The organism is Acinetobacter sp. ANC 3813, assembly GCF_002135435.1.
GTDB lineage: Bacteria > Pseudomonadota > Gammaproteobacteria > Pseudomonadales > Moraxellaceae > Acinetobacter.
In genome coordinates this window covers 415,226-434,251 of the sequence record NZ_NEGK01000001.1, presented here as the reverse complement: position 1 = coordinate 434,251, position 19,026 = coordinate 415,226, and the positions used below count along the sequence as shown (strand labels likewise).

Sequence of the window (19,026 nt, the reverse complement as noted above, 5' to 3'; positions counted from 1 at the left end):
CGGACCAAAAAGGAAAATTCGATGTTAAATGCATTTATTTATGATGGTTTACGTACGCCATTTGGCCGTCATGCAGGTGAGCTTGCAACCATTCGCCCAGACAACTTAGCTGCTGGTGTGATTAAAGCGCTTCTTGAAAAGCACAATTTACCCAACGATATTTATGATGACGTCATTTTAGGCAATACCAACCAAGCGGGTGAAGACAGCCGCAATATTGCGCGTCATGCTGCTTTGCTTGCGGGTTTGGATGTAAAAACACCTGCGCAAACAGTCAACCGCCTTTGCGCATCTGGCTTAGCATCCGTGATTGATGCTGCGCGTGCCATCAGCTGCGGTGAAGGCGATATTTTCATTGCTGGCGGTGTGGAGTCTATGTCACGCGCGCCATTTGTATTTGCCAAATCTGAAAAAGCCTTTGGCCGCGATTTTAAAGTGTTTGATTCAGCCATTGGTGCACGTTTTCCAAACCCAATCATCGAAAAACAATTTGGTGATGACACCATGCCAAAAACGGGCGATAACGTTGCTGTGGAATACGGTATTACACGTGCAGATGCCGACACTTTTGCCGCTGCATCTCAAGCCAAATACGAAGCCGCTAAGCAAGACGGTTTTTTTGAAGCTGAAATTACAGCGGTAGAAGTAGCGCAGGGCCGAAAATTACCGCCTAAATTAGTAGCAGTCGATGAGCATCCGCGCCCATCGTCTAATATGGAAGCGCTTCAAAAACTGAAACCATTGTTTGCAGACGGCGTGGTGACTGCGGGCAATGCATCTGGTGTCAACGATGGCGCAGCCGCATTGATTATTGGTTCAGCAGAGGCGGAACAAACTTTAGGCTTTAAGCCGATTGCAAAAATTCTGTCATCTGGCGCAGCAGGTATTGAGCCGCGCATCATGGGCGCAGGTCCAGTAGATGCCATCAAACTGGCCTTGAAACGCGCCAATCTGACTTTAGCAGATATGGATGTTATTGAGATCAATGAAGCTTTTGCATCTCAAGTTTTAGCCTGCCTAAAAGGTTTGGATGTGGCTCTGGATGATCCAAGAGTTAACCCAAATGGCGGTGCAATTGCTGTCGGTCATCCACTGGGCGCATCGGGTGCACGTTTGGCTTTGAGTACAGCACGTGAATTAAAGCGCCGCGGTCAAAAATATGCCGTGATCAGTTTATGTATTGGTGTGGGACAAGGTCTCGCAATGGTTATTGAAAGCGTATAAATAGGAAAAACACATGGGTGCATTAGACGGTATTCGCGTACTGGATTTAAGTCGCGTACTTGCAGGTCCTTGGTGTGGTCAAATCTTTGCAGATTTAGGCGCTGAAGTAATTAAGGTGGAACGTCCAAAAACAGGTGATGATACCCGTATGTGGGGCCCACCATGGATGAAAAACGATCGTGGTGAAGATACGCGTGAAGCTGCTTATTACCAGTCCGCCAACCGCAATAAAATGTCAATTGCCATTGATATTGCAACACCAGAAGGGCAGGAGTTGGTGCGCGCTTTAGCGGCAAATTCTGATGTTTTAATTGAGAACTACAAAGCGGGCTCTCTAAAAAAATATGGTTTGGATTATGAAACCTTAAAAGAGATTAATCCGCGTTTGGTGTATTGCTCAATTACGGGCTTTGGTCAAACAGGTCCTCGTGCGCCTGAACCGGGTTACGACTTTATTGTCCAAGGCATGGGCGGTTTAATGTCTGTGACTGGTGAAAAAGATGATTTACCGGGCGGCGGTCCGCAAAAAGTTGGCGTTGCCTTTGCAGACTTAACCACAGGGCTGTATTCAACCATTGCCATTCAAGCGGCATTGCTCAATCGGCATATCACAGGCTTAGGCCAGCATGTGGATATGGCTTTGCTGGATGTGCAAGTGGCGCTGTTGGCCAACCAAGGCATGAACTATTTGGCTTCGGGTAAAGTGCCGGGCCGTTACGGTAATGCGCATGCCAATATTGTGCCTTATCAAGTGTTCCGTGCTGCTGACCAAGACTTTATTATTGCTTGCGGCAATGACAAGCAATTCGTTGCATTGAGCCAAGCCATTGGCTTGCCTGAATTGCCGCTTGATCCGCGTTTTATGACCAATGCTTTACGTATTCAGCACCGTCAAGAAATTGGTGATTTACTGGCCGCACATTTCTTGGGTAATACAGCAAAACATTGGGTTGAAGCGATTCATGTCGTGAAAGTGCCTGTTGGCTTAATTAACAACCTTGAACAGGCCTTTCAAGAACCGCAAGTGCAAGCGCGCAATATGCTGGTAGAAATGGACCATCCATTAAAAGATAAGCTGCAAGTCATTGGCTCGCCAATTAAATTGTCGCGTACACCCGTACAATACAAAAAAGCGCCGCCAATGCTGGGTGAACATACGGATGAGGTATTATCGCGTGTGGTCAGTGCTGAACAGCTGCAAAACTTAAAAGAAAAAGGAATTATCGCTTAGAGCAATTTTTAATTTCTTTAAGTTTAAAAAAAACAGCAACTTTTTATCAAAGTTGCTGTTTTGCTATATAGGTATTAACTATATTATAATTTCGCCATGCGGTACGCTTATTGAATATTTAGAGATTTTGGAATGACAGACGGTACAGAATTGCAGCAAGAAGAAAAATTGTTGGCTCCTTTGCGCCATGAACTTTTGCACCCGATTGAGGACATGCAAGAGGAGAATGATCGTCAATACATTACTGCACTTGCCCGCGGCTTAGAATTGTTGCGCTGTTTTACGCCTAAGCATCAGCATTTGGGCAATCTGGAACTGTCGCAGATGACAGGCCTTCCAAAACCGACTATTACGCGCTTGACGCATACTTTGTCACGTTTGGGTTATTTAAAACAGGTTCCAAATTCAAGCAAATATCAGCTATCAGTCGGTGTTTTATCTTTTGGATATTCAATGCTTTCGAATCTGTCTATTCGATCGATTGCACATCATTACATGAAAGAATTGGCGGATTATGCTGAGGCTGCTGTTGCCATGGCGACCCGTGACCGCCTGAATATGATCTATTTGGACGTCGTTCAGGGCAAAGGCAATGTCACCATGCGCCGTCAAGTGGGCACCTATTTGCCCATTCATCTGAGTTCTGTAGGACGCGCATGTTTGGCGGCAATGCCTGAAGATGAACGTGAATTTTTACTCGATGCCATCCGCTCAAAACATAAAGATGAATGGATTAAAATTAAGCGTGATTTAGACCAGTCCTTTAAAGATTATCAGGATTTTGGCTATTGCTTTTCTGTTGGGGAGTGGCATAAGGATGTGAATTCGGTTGCTGTGCCTTATTATCATGAGCAGCATGGCTTATTGGTCTTTAACTGCGGCGGTCCAAGTTTTATTTTAGGCCGTGAAAAGCTGGAAGATGAAATCGCGCCACGCTTATTGCATATGGTGAATAATATCCGCAATGAAGTGGGCTAATTTGTTATTAAAGTGATGCAGGATTGAATGAATGTAATCAATCCTGCATCTAAATTTTGATGTATATGTTTATTTATGCTTAACATCGCCTGAATTTAAGATTGCGCAAGAATATATTGGGTAGTGATCACGGTGACTAAAGCGCTGATGAGCAATATAACCATAACTTCATGTTTTAAATTCACTGTAACCACTCTTATATTTTCTTTATTCTTAAAATTCATACTGTCTTATCGTTCGTGTTCAACGGCTACGCTTCATTATCCATCACCTGATGGCGTTCCTGATGATACGCCTCTTCACTTTGACCTTTTTTCCAATAGGGCACAGCATACAAATGGGTTTTTGGTAGCTGATATTGAGTTCGCAGTAATTTCCTCAGGTTAATCACTCGTGCACTTTCACCCGCCAATGTGACAGAAATTTGCTGAGTATCCCAATCCAGCTGCTGTAACGATGCATCAATCTGCTGTTCTGGATTGGCATGTGCAACAAGCCAGTTTAATGACATTCCTGCTGGATAAGACAATTCAATCTGATCGGCTTCATCTTCAATTTCAATCCAAATTTGGCCCTGTGCGTGAGTGGGAAGCTGTTCTAAAGATGCCGCCAGCATTGGAAGCGCAGATAAATCTGCAATGAACACCCAATACTGCACATCAGGGTTAAAGCGGGCGGGGCCACCGGGGCCAGCCAGTCCCAGTATATTGCCAGCTTGGGCATGAATAGCCCAGTCTGCCGCAATGCCAAAATCTGCATGGCGTACAAAATCGATTGCTAATAATTGTTCTTGGATTAAAAAATGACGGATGGTGTAGGTGCGGGTGATGGGTTTTTTCCCTTCAGGCCAGATGACTTTGCCTAGTTCATTGCGCTGTGGCAAAAGCGGTTTTTGATGAGGCTGATCTGGAAAAAACAGCTTAATGTGTGCGCCATTTTGGTTGGTAGGAAAATCAGAAAAATCATCACTGCGAAAATAAACACGCTGCAAATGAGCCGAGAGCTGTTCTGATGAATGGACATAAATATGGCGCGGCTGAGCGATGAGGTTTTGGGCCATGAGTGTTTATCTCCATTTACCAAGGGCGTGATATACGAACTGATAAGCTGTATTGCCTGTAGATTTTATGAGGTTACACTAATGCAAATAGAAATCATTTGCAAATGATAATTATTATAATTAATATTTTGAGCGCTGCAGCAATCAGGCAGACAGGGCTTTTTCCTCAATAAATACACATAAGATTTTTATACTGACTTATAAAAATTGTTTGAATAACGGTATGACACATGCAAACAATCGATTCTTTGGCTCCTTTAACCCGTGCACAGCACAGTATGTGGAAAGGGCATCATTATCATGGCAGTTACCCATTTCATACCGCAGAATGGCTGGTTATTGAAGGGCCATTAAATCGAGAATTATTTCAGCAGGCTGTAGAGCTGACGCTGAAGGAAGCCAAGGCATTGCATTGGCGCGCTGTAGAACAGGACGGCAAGGCTTATCGTGTGGATGATGTCGATTTGCGCCCAGCACAATGTGTAGATTTATCGCATTTAGACGAGCAGGGCATTTTGGATTGGGCTGATCAAGCTGTTGAGCCGCCCTTTGATTTAAGCGAAGGGCATTTGTATGACTATGTCTTTGCACATTTAGCTGAGCAAAAATACGGGCTATTTTTTAGAGCGCATCATGTGGCATTAGATGGCTATGCTTATGGTTTGATGATTAGCCGCTTTTTAGATTATTACCAATCTTTAAAAAATACAGCGCCATTAAAAAATAAGGCTTTTGATCATTTTGATAAGTTTCTTGCAGATGAACAGCGTTACTTGCAGTCGCCTAAAGCTGAGCAGGATTTGCAGTTCTGGCGCGAAAATTTTTCCAATGAACTTGCGCCTAAAAAGCGTTTAAAGCGCAAATTAAAGCAGCCATTTTATCAAGGCCCGCGTTATGAAGATGTGATTGATTGGGAAACGCAGCAACAGATGAACCAATTGGCTGCTGAGCTGAAATTACCCAGCGCCATGGTGGTCATGGCAGTGATGATGAGCTATTTGGTTAAACAGTCTGGTGATGAAAAGCAATGCTTTGGTGTGCCTATGATGTCGCGTTTAGGCACAGCGTCCATGCGGATTCCATGCCTAGTCATGAACATTCTACCTCTGCGCTTAGCAGGCAATGGTCAAGAAAATTTACCTGAAACCGTACAGCTCTTGGCACAGCGCTTTAATGAAATTCGCCCGCATCAGCAAAGTTATTTTGAGCAGATGCGCCATGTGCTGGACGGTTTTGACCCTTATGAAAATATTTTATTTGGGCCAATTGTGAATTGGATTCCTTATCCATTGCCAGAACAATTTGAAGGCTGCCGATTAACCAAAACCACTATATCTGCAGGGCCGATTGAAGATTTTGACATCGCGATTACCAACAAATTTGTAGATGGGATAGAGCGCTTATATCTTGCTGTAGATGGTCATAAAGAACTGTATGATGTTCAAGCATTGGGCGAGTACTGGCATGATTTCATGCGCATGCTGCGCTTATGGCTGCAGCAGCCTGAACTGCGATGCAGCGAATTAAGTATTGAAAAAAAACTGCCAGATTAAATCTGGCAGCTAGTTTTGGTGGAGCTAGATGCCAAGTGTAGCGCCGCCATCGACCACTAATTCATGCATGGTAATTTGCTTGGCTTGATCTGAAAGTAAGAACAAAACAGCATTGGCAATATCTTCAGGTTCAGCCATGCTGCCCAGTGGGATACCGTTACGGTATTGTTCTAAATTGCCTTCAATAATTCCACGCGGTGGTTGATCATCTGCCCACAACTGTCTTTGCATTTGTGTGAGGGTAGAGCCCGGCAAGACCAGATTACAGCGAATGCCATGCGGTGCAAGTTCAAGTGCTAAGTTTTTGAAGTAATGGCTTACCGTTGCTTTGGTGGTAGCGTACAGGCCCATATTCATGCGCGGAATGAGCGCGGCATTTGAGCTGATGCTGACGATAGCGCCAGTTTTATGAGGAATCATTTGCTGTGCAACCCATTGGGACAGCAAGGCAGGCCCCATAAAGTTGATTGCTAAATTGTGCTGCCACTGTGCTGCTGTGGTTTCCAGCAAGCTGCCCATTTCTAAAATGCCCGCAGCATTGACCAATCCTGTAATCGGCTGGTCTGCCCATGGGGATTGCTGAATACATTCGATCAAGCTATTTGTTTGACTAATGTCATGCGCTATAGCATAAAAATTTTGCTGCTGTGCTGGCGGTATGTGCTGCATGACCTCCCATGCTTTTACATCTGGATTGAGATCTATACCAATAACACGATGATCTTGCTGCAGTAATTTTTTGACTACGACTGCGCCAATGCCTCGTGCGGCACCAGTTACAACAAACACTGTGAACATTCCACGATCCTTTATTATGTTAACAAAATGTAACGATTATCATTTCTATTTGATAATAATAATCATTATAGTACATGAGTTCAACTGCTCTAATGAAATCAGTGCAGTTTGAAACAGTAAAAAAAACATAATTGAAAGATGTGAGAGCAAATATGTTGCCAATAGAACCATCAGTATTTAAAAACATGATTGGAATAACCAAGGAGGATTTGATTGAGGCAGATTTAGCCGGCTTTGTTTTTGCAACGCCAACGGGGACGATTTCAAGTAAAAAATTGCTTGAAAATATTCAATTCGAACGTCAGTCCAAGCTGTCATTTGCCGATCAGCAGCAGGCATGGTTAAAGCATGCACAGCAGCAGCTTCAGCAGAAAATTCAAACCACAGGAAATGCAGAACTCATTTTGGTTGGCAGCTTGCCTTTTGATAATCGGGACTTACCTGAGATGTCGATTGCAGAAGCGAAAAATACCTTTGTGACAGGCAGTTCCAATTTTCCGGAACCTATTGAACGACTCTCACAAGTTCAAGCAACTTTAATTCCGCCGCAGTCCGACTATGTCGATGGGGTAGCAAAGCTGGTGGAATTAATGAAAACAACGGAGCTGGAAAAAGCAGTACTGGCACGTGCAATCGACTTGCAGTGCAAACAGAAAATTCCAGTTGTAGAACTGTTTTATCAATTATTTAAAACTAATCCAGAGGGTTATACCTTTGCCTTGGCGCAAGATCCAAAAAAATTAGGCTGGTTTATGGGGGCCAGTCCGGAGCTTTTAGTAGCCAAGCAAAATCAATATGTATTCAGCAATCCTGTTGCTGGAACTTTGGCGCGCAGTGCAGATCCTGCAGAAGACCAAGCACAGGCAGAGCGTTTATTTGCATCGGCAAAAGATCAGCATGAACATGCGGTCGTCATTGAAGCAATTGCAGACCAACTGTCACCTTTATGTCAAAGTTTATCGATTCCTAAAAGCCCATCGCTGATCAAAACACAAACGGTGTGGCATTTGGCAACTCAAATTAAAGGGACACTAAAAGATCCTGATATGCATGTCTTTGATTTGGCCACCATTTTACATCCAACACCAGCGGTATGCGGTCAGCCTGCGCCTTTAGCGCGTCAGCTGATTTCAGAGTTAGAACCATTTCAGCGTAATTTATTTGCAGGAACGATGGGCTGGAGCGATGCAAGCGGCAATGGGGCATGGGCGGTGAATGTCCGCTGTGGCCGTATTTTTGAGCATTCAGCACGTTTGTATGCAGGTGCAGGAATTGTCGAAGCATCTCAGCCTACCAGTGAGTTGAATGAAACCATTGCGAAATTTAAAACCATGCTCAATGCATTGGGTTTAGACGCAGATCAGCTGGCTTATCAGTAAGGCAGTATTATGAATTTAGAACCATTATTAGAGCAAAAACTGAGTGAGGGTATTGTTCCATATCCGCTTGAGTTTGCAGAAAAGTACATAGCAAAAGGCTATTGGATTGGACAAACCATCAGCGAGTTTTTTGCAGAATGCGCAGACAAATATGCTGAAAATACTGCGTTGATTTGCGGTGAGCGCGAATATAGCTATTGCGAATTGCAGCAGCGTATTGATGAATTTGCAGTGTATTTGACACAGCAAGGCTATCAAACGGGTGATGCTGTGGTGATCCAACTGCCTAACATTGCAGAATTTTTTATTGCCTATTTTGCATCGCTGCGCATTGGTATGCGTCCAGTCATGAGCTTGCCTGCGCATAGACATGCAGAGCTCAGCTATTTTATTAATCAGACGCAAGCAAAACTCTATATTTGCGCTGATAAATTTATGGGCTTTGACTACAGAACATTGGCGCAAATATGCCAGCAACGCTGTGAGAGTTTAAAACAGGTGATTGTGGTGGGCGATGCTGGAGAGTTTGACTCTTGGCCAGATACTGCCCAGCTGCAAAAAAAACGTGTTGTTCCACCTAAACTGACTGCGCGTCATATGGCATTTTTTCAATTGTCTGGCGGAAGTACCGGCACACCTAAACTGATTCCCAGAACCCACGATGATTATTTATATAGCGTGCGCGCCAGTGCCGAGATTTGTGAGTTGAATCAGCAAACTAAGATGCTGATGGTTTTGCCTGTGGCGCATAATTTCAGCATGAGTTCGGCAGGTTCTTTAGGTCTGTTTTATGCAGGCGGGACTTTGGTTTTGTCACAGGACCCATCTGCGGATGCATGTTTTAAATTCATTCAGCAGCATCAGATTACTCATATTTCATTGGTGCCTGCATTGGCTGCTAGCTGGGCAGAAGCCGTACAAAAGGGTGCTGAAAATATCTTTGCCAAATTAGAGGTATTGCAAGTTGGCGGTGCGCGCTTAGCGGATGCTTTGGCACGGCAATTGATTGAACAATATCACTGCCGTTTGCAGCAGGTTTTTGGCATGGCGGAAGGCTTAGTTAATTACACCCGTTATGACGATGATGTCGAGCAGATCATAACAACGCAGGGCAGCAAAATTAGCCCAGATGATGAAATTAAAGTGGTTGATGATCAAGACCAAGAAGTGCCTCAGGGTGAAGTAGGGCATTTATTAACGCGTGGTCCTTATACCATTCGCGGCTATTACAACGCGCCTGAACATAACCGCAGTGCTTTTACGGTAGATGGCTTTTACCGCACGGGTGATTTGGTACGCATCAATGCGGCGGGCAATATTATTGTGGAAGGTCGCAGTAAAGATCAGATTAACCGTGGCGGTGAAAAAATTGCGACCGAAGAAGTCGAGCAAGTGCTGAATCAGCATCCTCAGGTGATTCAGTCTGCATTGGTGTCTATGCCAGATGCCATGCTGGGAGAAAAAAGCTGCGCTTATATTCAATGGCGCGCAGATGCTCAAGATCCTAGCGCCACACGTTTAATGATGCAGCTTCGTCAATATGTACAAAGCTATGGCTTGGCGACATATAAGATTCCAGACCGCATCGAATTTGTGGAAGACATGCCTTATACCGCTTTGGGCAAAATTGATAAAAAAGCATTAAGACAGCGCTTGGCTGCATAACAGAATTGATAAATTAATAGGTAAAACCATGGCTATTCCACGTATTGCAAGTTATCCCATGCCGCAGGCGCAGCATTTTCCCATCAATAAAGTAAATTGGACGCTTAACCCGAGCCGCGCTGTACTTTTGGTGCATGATTTACAGCAGTATTTCTTAGATTTTTATGACCAGACGCAAGCACCCATTCCAGAGCTGATCCAGCATTGCCGTCAATTGATTGATCAATGCCATGCTCTAGGCATACCCGTGTATTACACCGCTCAGCCAGGAGATCAAAGTACAGAGCACCGTCAGCTGCTGACCGATTTTTGGGGGAAAGGTTTGGGCAATGATCCGCAAATTGTGCAGATTATTCCAAGCTTAAAACCTGCCGAACAAGATACGGTATTAACCAAATGGCGTTATAGCGCATTTAAGAAAAGTGATTTTGAACAGCGTATTAAGGACGCGGGCCGTGATCAGCTGATTATTTGCGGCGTGTATGCGCATATTGGTTGCTTACTGACTGCGGCTGAGGCATTTATGCTGGATATGCAGGCATTTTTAGTAGGTGATGCACTGGCAGATTTCAGTTTAGAAGAACATGAACTGGCATTGAAATATGCAACTGGGCGCTGTGCCAAAGTGGTAGATACAGCAGCTGTGCTCAGTGAGCTTCAAACGGAGATTGTACGATGAGCCATGCTGCATTGACATTGGACGGGCTGCGTCAAACATTGGCCAAGCAATTGGAAATTGACGCCAGTGAAATTCAAAATGATGACAACTTATTTATGCTTGGCCTAGATTCCGTCAGTTTAATGACTTTGGTCGGCCAATGGCGTGAACAAGGGCTGAGTGTTGAATTTCAAGACTTGGTCGAAGAGCCAACATTAAATGACTGGCAGCAGCGCTTAAAATTGCGTCCAGCTTGATTGTTGCTTCCAAAATTATCGCTTCCAAATTAAAGCGGTCAATCTAGACGATTGACCGCCGTATTGAACGGTCCCAGCCAACATCATAGCCAAAGGCCATTTTCGTTCACATCTGTATGTAATGGTGGATTTCCATGCAGTTAGAAAATTATTACTCTTCAAAACAGTGGCAAAAAATTCAGAACTTTGCTGCCAATAAACCCAGCCCATTTTTAGTGGTGGATTTAGATCGTGTAGAATTTAAATATCAGGAGCTGCAGCAAAGTTTTCCCATGGCACGGATCTTCTATGCGGTCAAAGCCAATCCTAGCTGTGAAATTCTGCAGCGTTTAGATCGATTAGGCTCATATTTTGATGTGGCTTCCGTATATGAGCTGGATCGGGTGATTGAATGCGGCATTTCGCCCGAGCGGATTTCATTTGGCAACACCATTAAAAAAGCTGTCGATGTGAAATATGCATATGAGCAAGGCGTTCGTTTATTTGTCACAGATGCACAGGCAGATTTAGAACAGATTGCACTGCATGCGCCAAATTCACGTGTGTTTGTCCGTGTATTGGTCGAGTCTGGTACAACATCGGACTGGCCTTTATCCCGTAAATTTGGCTGTGATACGCAGATGGCAATAGATTTGATGGTCAAAGCCAAACAAATGGGGCTTCAGCCTTATGGTGTGTCGTTCCATGTGGGCAGTCAGCAAAATGATGTAACGGTATGGCGCACGGCATTAAAAACGGTGAAAACTGTCTTTGACACGCTTGAGCAGCAACATGGCATACAGCTTGAGCTGATTAATGCGGGAGGCGGTTTTCCAGCACAATATTTAGCAGATATTGACAGCATTCAAGATTATGCAAAACGCATTCAATGCTATTTGGATGATCACTTTAAGCAAAAAGTCACATTGTTTTTAGAACCGGGCCGCTCTCTGGTTGGAGATGCAGGGGTGATTGTTTCAGAGATTGTGCTCATTGCAAATAAGTCTGAACAGGATGAAAAGCGCTGGATTTATACTGATGTCGGTGTATTCAATGGCTTAATAGAAACCTTGGGGGAAATGATTAAGTACCCGATTTATACCCCGAAAATGCTGAATAATGCACCTAAATCCAATGTGGTGCTGGCAGGCCCAACCTGTGATTCTACCGATATCATGTATGAAAAAGTTGCCTATCCCTTACCCAAAGATTTGGTCATGGGCGACCGTTTGTATTGGCTGAGTACTGGTGCCTATACCACTTCTTATGCTTCAGTTGAGTTTAATGGTTATCCGCCTTTAAAGACTTTCTATTTGGAATAAACATTCTGCATACACGAAAACAGTCCGTGACTTAGGCATTGAATGATGCATATGGGCGGGCTGTTTTATCGTGCTTCAGCATTTGGTGCTGAATCTGAATCAACAAGAAAACTGAATTGCCTTAATTTTTAAAAATAATAATGACTAAGTCAGCCGAACTCATTTCAAAAAATGTTCGTTCATTGGTTTGAATCAGGTGAATGTTGAAGTGAATGCTCTTTGCTTTATACCAATCTATTCATTGATGTTTGTTCAATAAATAATGCCACTATGATCGGTTTTAACTTTTAAAAGAAATATTTGTATAGTTAATATTAATGAGAATTGTTAATCAAATACGAATCATTCTCATTAATTTGTGTATGATGTCTACAAAATTTAACATCACTATAGAGTGAGACATCATCTTGAAAAAAAATCTATTATTTCTCTCTTTAATGGCCGCGCCATTTTTTGCTGTTGCTGAAGATACAACGGTATTGCCAACGATTGTTGTCAAAGCGGACTCGCAAGAAACCGATGTCACGGGGAAACTAAAAAAGAAAGCAACACTGAATATTTTGGGCGAAAAAGATGTGCTGGATACACCATTTACGATCCGCAACTACAGTGATCAAGCCATTCAGGACTCGCATGCGCATACCATGATGGATGTGTTGAAAATTGATCCAAGTATTCGTACTACCACAAACAGCGGTCATTTAAACGAAAACTTCAATATCCGCGGTTTTAGTGTCAATTGGGAAGATTACAACTTAAATGGCATGTACGGTATGGCGCCAACAGGGCGGATTACCACGGATATTTTAAGCTCGGTTACTGTATTAAAAGGTCCTAATGCTCTGGTTGCGGGTATGGCGCCTGGCGGCAGTGTGGGCGGTGTGATTATTGCCAATACCAAACGCGCTGATAAAGAATTGACTCGTGTTAATGCTAACTTTGAAAGCGATGGTTTTTATAAATCAGGCTTTGATGTCGCACGCCGTATGGGTGAAAATGAAGAGTTTGGTGCGCGTTTTAGTGCCAACTTTGGTCAAGGTGAACATGTAGTTGACGGTTTAGAAGACGAAAGTACTTCGGCTGTTCTGGGCTTAGATTGGACTACGGACCGCGCTAAACTTAATTTTGATGCTTATGCGACCAAAGACAAACGCAGTGGTGGATCACCGGCAATGGTGTCTTTTGCGCAATTAGGTAAAGTACTTGATGCGCCAGACGGCAAAAAGAATTATTTCCCTAACCTGCATGGGGAGCAGTCTGCTCAGTACGTAGGTTTATCGGGTGAATATAAACTGCTGGATAATCTGAAAGTCATTGCAGGTGCTGGTACCGCAGAACAAGAATATCAAGGACATCTGTTTGGCACGCGCATGATTGTGACCAATGAGGCAGGTGATGCGAATTCTCAGTATTATCATGTGAAATTGAAGCAGCACAATTCTACAGCTAACTTAGGGCTAGAAGGCGCATTCAGTACGGGCGCTATTGATCATGTCGTTGGTTTACGCGCGGATTATTTACATCAAGAAGTCAAAAAGCATACTGGACAAGGTTCTCCAGCTGTACCATTTACGACGAATATTTATAATCCAAGTAATGGTGGTTCAATGCCATCAAATGCCCCAGAGATGTTTAAACAATCTGATAATGATTACATCAGCTATTCATTAACTGACCAAATCTCAATGCTGGATGATAAAGTACAGCTGATTTTAGGCGCTCGTTTCCAAGATATGGACATTAAAAACCCATTGACGGGTGTTGAATACAGTGAAGATAAGCTGTCACCAAGCCTTGGTATTGTGGTTAAACCATGGGGTGAAGATATTTCACTCTATACCAGCTATGTCGAAGGCCTTGCGCAGGGCAGTACAGTTAATAATCCGTTGGATGCGAACAATGGAACAACTTTTGCGCCATTCCAAACCAAGCAATATGAAGTTGGTGCCAAATACCAGCATGGTTCATGGCTGCACACTTTAGCGGCCTATCAAATTAAAAAACCAAGTACCATTACAGAGTTTTATACAGCTCCTGTAAATGGTGCTAGCCAAATTACCACTGATGGCGGCGAAACTAAATCCAAAGGGATTGAATACGGATTCTCTGGCAACCTGATTGATAATCTGATCGTATGGGGCAACTTAGCCTATATTGATGTGGAATATACAAAAGGCATGAGTGGTAAAGTTGATATTACTGGCAATACAGTAGAAGGTCAGCCTGAGTTTACTGCTGGTTTGGGGGTTGAATATAGTGTGCCGCAGCTTGATGGTTTTAGTGTAAATGCACGTGCTAATTACGTGGATAGACAGTATTTAAATAATACCAATACTTTAGAATTGCCTGATTACACATTATTAGATATCGGTGCGAAATACAAAACCAATATTGGCGGTGTAGATACAACATTCCGCGCAAATATTGATAACGTGACCGATGAAAAATATTGGGCAGGTGTGTTCAACAGCGGCTTCACAACATTAGGTTCTGGCCGTACTTATAAACTTGGCTTAACCTTTGATTTCTAAGTCTGAATAATCAGTCAGCGTTGGAATAATGCTGATTGCAAATGGGAGATCTCTTGCAATGATTGTTTGAGATCTTTCCTATTTTATTTCAATTTTTGTGTGATGCACGTTTTATAAACATACCAGCGTTTGCCTGCAAATTTTCTAATTTTTAAATCGATCTCTATTTATCAATGCATTGCTTAAGCTTGGCAATATAGTCTTTCAATAACCATAATTAAGGTGTAAGTGATGAAGTTTCTTGCATTTTTCTTTGTCTTTTTGGGCAGCATTCTTCTGTATTGCACGCATCCCAATCAAGGGCTCATGAAGTCCGTTTTATCCCGTTCATATCGTTGGCTTGGCGTTGGTAGCCTAGTCTTGGCATTGCTGCTTTTTGTTCTATCTTTGCCAAAGTTAGCCGCAGTATATATGTGGCTTTTAACACTGCTGGTCGTTTGGTCTTTTTTACCATTTATCCCTTTAATGATGAAAAAATATAGCGCATGAATTCATTCTTTAAACAAAAAATCCAGCCTGATTGGTGGTCAAAATCTTTTGCGGGTTTTGTGTTGGGATTCATGCTGGCGCTGCTGTGCGCTTCGCTAATTACCTTATGGGCAGTGCAACATTTTAGCCCGAGTCTCGCACCGCAATTGGGTATGTGGTCTATTCCTTGGATATGGTTGCCTTTATGTTTTATTGCCTATTTTATTCCTAAGGGCTGGCAGTCTATCTTCATTTTTCTGCTGCTGAATGCTTTGGCATATGGCGCTTTATGCTGGATGAGAGCCACATAGTATGAAAGTACGTACCGATATCATCAGGCATGCCAAAACACTGCATACTTGGGTTGGCATTACCTCAGGCATTGTCTTATTCATCTGCTTTTTTGCAGGTGGCTTAAGCATGTTTCAGCATGACTTAAGCCGCTGGGCAACACCGCCACAGCAGCAGCTGCAGCCTATTGCAAATTCTCAGTACAATACTTTGATTGAGCAGGTTCAGGCCAAATATCCTGAAACGCAGAAAAGCTTCCAACTTAATTTTGATTCTAAAGAATTTCATTATGCGCCAATGCAATGGCAGCCGCCTGAGCTGAAAGGGCAGGATGATCATGGCTTTGATACGCATCAAAATAGTATGCTGGCGACGCTGAATGCCGAAAATACACTGCGAGTAGAACAAGAAAATCTATCTAAAATGGGCTGGCTGATTGAACAGCTGCATGAAACAGCGGGCATACCTGGGACTTTGGGACATCATACAATTGGTATGTATGTCATGGGTGTGGTTTGCGTATTGTATTTTCTTGCGCTGATGACAGGCCTGATTATCTTATTGCCGACGCTGGTAAAAGACTATTTTGCGGTTCGGGCAGGTAAAAACAAAAAGCGTTTTTGGCTGGATGCACATAATGTAGTGGGCATTACCAGTTTACCTTTTCATATTATTATCAGCGTGTCGGTGATTGCTTTTGCATTTCATGATGTGTTTTACGATGCAATAGGAAATTTAATTGGCAATGATAAAGCCAAGGCTCAACGTTCGGCGGTGGCAAAAGTTGTAGAAACACCAGTGCCATTAGACATTGAAAAGCTGCTGCAAAAAATTAAGCTGCAGGCGCCTGAATATCAGGTCAGTTCCATCAGTTTTAATCATATGGATCGGCCGGAAAAAGCCTCTGCACGTGCCAATTTGTATAGCGCGGATCAAATGCTGCGCGGTGACCGTTTTGATGTCATGGTCTTTAATCCTTATTTGGATAAAGCGCCAAGTACCAGCAATTTAAATACCTCTGCGAGCGCGATGGATCAAGTGATCCGCTCGATGTTCAGTTTGCATTTTGGTAACTATGGCGGTGATTTGACCCGCTGGCTGTATCTTATTTTAGGTGTCGGCGGCGCATTCCTGTTTTATTCAGGAAATATCCTTTGGATTGAGTCGCGTTTGAAGCGGCAAAAAAATCCAGAGTTGAGTCCAGTTCAGCAGCGTAAAGATGTGAGGATGATTGCTAATTTAACTGTAGGTGCTTGTCTCGGCTGTATTCTAGCAATTGCCAGCAGTATGCTGACTGGGCGCTGGGGGTATGTTTTTTATGCGGAATTAAGCAGTTTAAATCACTGGCTCATGTATAGCTATTATGCGGTTTTTGCACTGAGTCTCATCTACTGTTTTGCTGCTGGCGCTGCAAAAGCTTTGCCACAGTTTTTTATGGCGATAGCTGTGGTGCTGTGCTGTCTGCCACTAACGTCACTGGCTGCAATTATTCTGCCAAATTCAAGCCTATGGGCTTCGCATGGCGCTTTATGGTGGATTGATATTACCGCTGTAATTTTTGCTGGGGTATTTTTCAGGTTTTACCAACAAGCAAAACATCGTCAACAAGCTGCGGAGACAGGAAGTATTTGGTCCGTTCAGAAGGATTAGCTCTTAAGAAAGCCATGAAACTGTTCGTGGCTTTTTAGCGACATTTCTTTTTTAGCTGTACTTATAATTCAGCATGTGTATAAAAAGCAGATGCTAGGGTGTGTATATTCAGCAGGGCGAATTGATGTACTGCTGATTTTAAATCAAGCAATCGCTGCTGCTCAACACTTTAATATTCAGTGAGTCAAGCCAAATCGATTTAAGCAAATCGACCTTATTGATCAAGCATATTTATATTCAGGCTTTTTATTTAAGGATTGCATGATAGAACAGCCGCAGCAGCAATTTATACCGCTTGCAATGCTGCGAATTCGTTTATGTCTTCAATTTGCAAATCCCAAAAGCTATTCCATAGTGCGCAGTATTCAATGCAAAGCTGGTGTAAACCATCATAATCATCTGCTGTGATGGCCTGCGCTAAGGCATACCAGAGGTCATTTTGATGATCATCATCTGCCGCTTCAGCGGTTTCATCACTGGAGATGCCGTGCACATAATAATAACCGCCGCCATCAACAGTAATGCCTGCAGCTTTGGTCGCTTGGCGCAGAGGCGGGCTGAATAAAATCACTTCTTCTTCTGCTACGGCTAAAAGCGCTAAAACTTTCATATAGCTGCTGTAGGATGCTTCTAAATAGCTGCGGACATCATCAGCAATTTGGGATGGTTGATATGCATTGCGTTCAGTTTCGCTAATGCCATATTGTGCCAGTAAGTCTTCAAAGAGCGGGTAATGCGCATAAGCTGGATTGCCTTGATAATAATTATTTTTATCAAAGCCAGGGCGGAAGCCGAATTCATCCAAAATGTTCAGGCTCAGCAGCACACGCGGTGCGAGTTTAGCGCCTGCATGTAATTTGAGTTCCAGCTGTTTGCTTTGAAATTGCGCCATTAATAAGGCATCAGTAAATATTTGAACAATGGCATGCCGGTATTCAAGATGAATTTTTTTGAGCTGCTCTATACAAAGCTGGCCGCTGTTTAATACTTGAATGGCAGGGTGTGTGGAAACTGGATGCGCAGCGATTATTTTCCGCAGGTTATTCAGGAATTGTAGATTCTTTTCCCACTGTTCATCAGGAATGCTTTTTGACATTTCAGCAAGGGCTAATTCCCGAGGATTATCAAATATTTCAAATTTTTTAAGCATAAGCATTCTCACGTGCATAAATTATTAATGAGCTAAGCTCGGCGCTTTTTTGGAGAATACCATAATATTTTGCGGCCAAAGGATAATTTGTGCTCACTTCTTAATAGATTGATTTTATGTGTAAAATTTTGATAAATCAATGTGCCTTAGTCGAATAATGTACGATAAATAATAAAGTAAGAGTTGAACAATTTTTCATTTTTAAAGTGTGATGTTTTGGTGCATATTTAAAGATTTGGCCCGTTTTTAAATTTTTGCTTTTGATCATGAAAATCTATTGCTTATGTGCGCTTTTAAGCATTTTTGGGCGAATGAACGGCTATTGAGAGCAGATGATGTGAGGTAATGCTTCAGAGCAGAACAATGCGCCGTAAAAGTTTTCAAAATATAGCAATTAAAAAAGGTAGCAATGGGGCATTTAATTTGATTCAAATATATCGTTTAAGGTGCGCTTTTTTTTGGAATTTTTGGAATTTTTGGAAAATATGCAACTGATGCTGATCATCAATACAATTATGAAAATGCCGACGGTGACTAAAATCATTTACCGTTTAAAAGATGAGGGGTTGCTGGATACCCGAATTTGCGACAATGACAATCGAGTCACTCAAGTCAGTTTGACAGAGCAGGGCTGGACCATGGTCGAGAAAATTAATGAAATCGCCTCATTGCTGTTAACGGATAGTTTTACGGGCTTAAAACCCAACGACATTAAAAAATTAAATGAGTATCTTAAAATTCTGAAAGCCAATTTACAGTAAGCAAATTAACGCGCAGATTAGGCAGCGCGCCAATTACACCTATATGTAATTGGCGCGCTGCCGATTTCAGC

Annotated in this window: 17 protein-coding genes; 14 read left to right on the top strand and 3 right to left on the bottom strand. The window is 42.9% G+C overall.

Going from position 1 to position 19,026, the window contains the following annotated elements:
• Positions 1–21: 21 nt before the first annotated feature.
• The 3 genes from B9T34_RS02105 (at position 22) to B9T34_RS02095 (ending at position 3,433) form a co-directional block, all read left to right on the top strand.
• Entirely contained in the window at positions 22–1,224 is a 1,203-nt protein-coding gene (locus B9T34_RS02105; protein WP_086211492.1) for a 3-oxoadipyl-CoA thiolase, read from the top strand.
• Between the two features lie 13 nt (positions 1,225–1,237).
• Positions 1,238–2,455, top strand: a complete 1,218-nt coding sequence (locus B9T34_RS02100; protein ID WP_086211491.1) for a CaiB/BaiF CoA transferase family protein — start codon at positions 1,238–1,240, stop codon at positions 2,453–2,455.
• Positions 2,456–2,587: 132 nt separating this feature from the next.
• Complete coding sequence (locus tag B9T34_RS02095; protein WP_086211490.1) at positions 2,588–3,433, top strand: IclR family transcriptional regulator; 846 nt, start codon at positions 2,588–2,590, stop codon at positions 3,431–3,433.
• Positions 3,434–3,683: 250 nt separating this feature from the next.
• Here B9T34_RS02095 and B9T34_RS02090 read toward each other — a convergent pair whose 3' ends face one another.
• Positions 3,684–4,493 (bottom strand): siderophore-interacting protein, encoded by an 810-nt coding sequence (locus tag B9T34_RS02090; protein ID WP_086211489.1) that lies wholly within the window; start codon positions 4,491–4,493, stop codon positions 3,684–3,686.
• 230 nt (positions 4,494–4,723) lie between these two features.
• Between B9T34_RS02090 and B9T34_RS02085 the strand changes: the two genes are divergently transcribed.
• Positions 4,724–6,046, top strand: a complete 1,323-nt coding sequence (locus B9T34_RS02085) for a condensation domain-containing protein (RefSeq protein ID WP_086211488.1) — start codon at positions 4,724–4,726, stop codon at positions 6,044–6,046.
• Between the two features lie 24 nt (positions 6,047–6,070).
• Here B9T34_RS02085 and B9T34_RS02080 read toward each other — a convergent pair whose 3' ends face one another.
• Entirely contained in the window at positions 6,071–6,844 is a 774-nt protein-coding gene (locus B9T34_RS02080) for an SDR family oxidoreductase (RefSeq protein ID WP_086211487.1), read from the bottom strand.
• A gap of 152 nt (positions 6,845–6,996) precedes the next feature.
• On the opposite strand from B9T34_RS02080, the gene B9T34_RS02075 reads away from it, so the two are divergent.
• From B9T34_RS02075 to B9T34_RS02035, 9 genes are all read left to right on the top strand, one after another.
• A complete protein-coding gene (locus B9T34_RS02075) occupies positions 6,997–8,223 on the top strand; it encodes an isochorismate synthase (RefSeq protein ID WP_086211486.1) in 1,227 nt (408 codons plus the stop codon).
• Between the two features lie 9 nt (positions 8,224–8,232).
• A complete protein-coding gene (locus B9T34_RS02070; RefSeq protein WP_086211485.1) occupies positions 8,233–9,888 on the top strand; it encodes a (2,3-dihydroxybenzoyl)adenylate synthase in 1,656 nt (551 codons plus the stop codon).
• A gap of 28 nt (positions 9,889–9,916) precedes the next feature.
• A complete protein-coding gene (locus tag B9T34_RS02065) occupies positions 9,917–10,567 on the top strand; it encodes an isochorismatase family protein (RefSeq protein WP_086211484.1) in 651 nt (216 codons plus the stop codon).
• Positions 10,564–10,803: a phosphopantetheine-binding protein gene (locus tag B9T34_RS02060; RefSeq protein ID WP_086211483.1), complete on the top strand. Its 240-nt coding sequence runs from the start codon at positions 10,564–10,566 to the stop codon at positions 10,801–10,803. The genes B9T34_RS02065 and B9T34_RS02060 overlap by 4 nt, the downstream gene beginning before the upstream one ends.
• A gap of 134 nt (positions 10,804–10,937) precedes the next feature.
• Entirely contained in the window at positions 10,938–12,104 is a 1,167-nt protein-coding gene (locus tag B9T34_RS02055) for a type III PLP-dependent enzyme (protein WP_086211482.1), read from the top strand.
• A gap of 437 nt (positions 12,105–12,541) precedes the next feature.
• Complete coding sequence (locus tag B9T34_RS02050) at positions 12,542–14,635, top strand: TonB-dependent receptor (RefSeq protein ID WP_086211481.1); 2,094 nt, start codon at positions 12,542–12,544, stop codon at positions 14,633–14,635.
• A gap of 231 nt (positions 14,636–14,866) precedes the next feature.
• Positions 14,867–15,124, top strand: a complete 258-nt coding sequence (locus B9T34_RS02045; RefSeq protein WP_086211480.1) for a hypothetical protein — start codon at positions 14,867–14,869, stop codon at positions 15,122–15,124.
• Positions 15,121–15,414, top strand: a complete 294-nt coding sequence (locus tag B9T34_RS02040) for a hypothetical protein (RefSeq protein WP_086211479.1) — start codon at positions 15,121–15,123, stop codon at positions 15,412–15,414. Before B9T34_RS02045 ends, B9T34_RS02040 begins: the two co-directional genes overlap by 4 nt.
• A 1-nt stretch (position 15,415) precedes the next feature.
• The gene (locus tag B9T34_RS02035; protein WP_086211478.1) at positions 15,416–17,044 is read left to right on the top strand and encodes a PepSY-associated TM helix domain-containing protein; all 1,629 of its coding nucleotides are present in this window, start codon (positions 15,416–15,418) and stop codon (positions 17,042–17,044) included.
• Between the two features lie 286 nt (positions 17,045–17,330).
• Here B9T34_RS02035 and B9T34_RS02030 read toward each other — a convergent pair whose 3' ends face one another.
• Positions 17,331–18,194, bottom strand: a complete 864-nt coding sequence (locus B9T34_RS02030; protein ID WP_086211654.1) for a hypothetical protein — start codon at positions 18,192–18,194, stop codon at positions 17,331–17,333.
• Positions 18,195–18,670: 476 nt separating this feature from the next.
• On the opposite strand from B9T34_RS02030, the gene B9T34_RS02025 reads away from it, so the two are divergent.
• Positions 18,671–18,955, top strand: a complete 285-nt coding sequence (locus tag B9T34_RS02025; RefSeq protein ID WP_139841242.1) for a MarR family winged helix-turn-helix transcriptional regulator — start codon at positions 18,671–18,673, stop codon at positions 18,953–18,955.
• Positions 18,956–19,026: the final 71 nt, after the last annotated feature.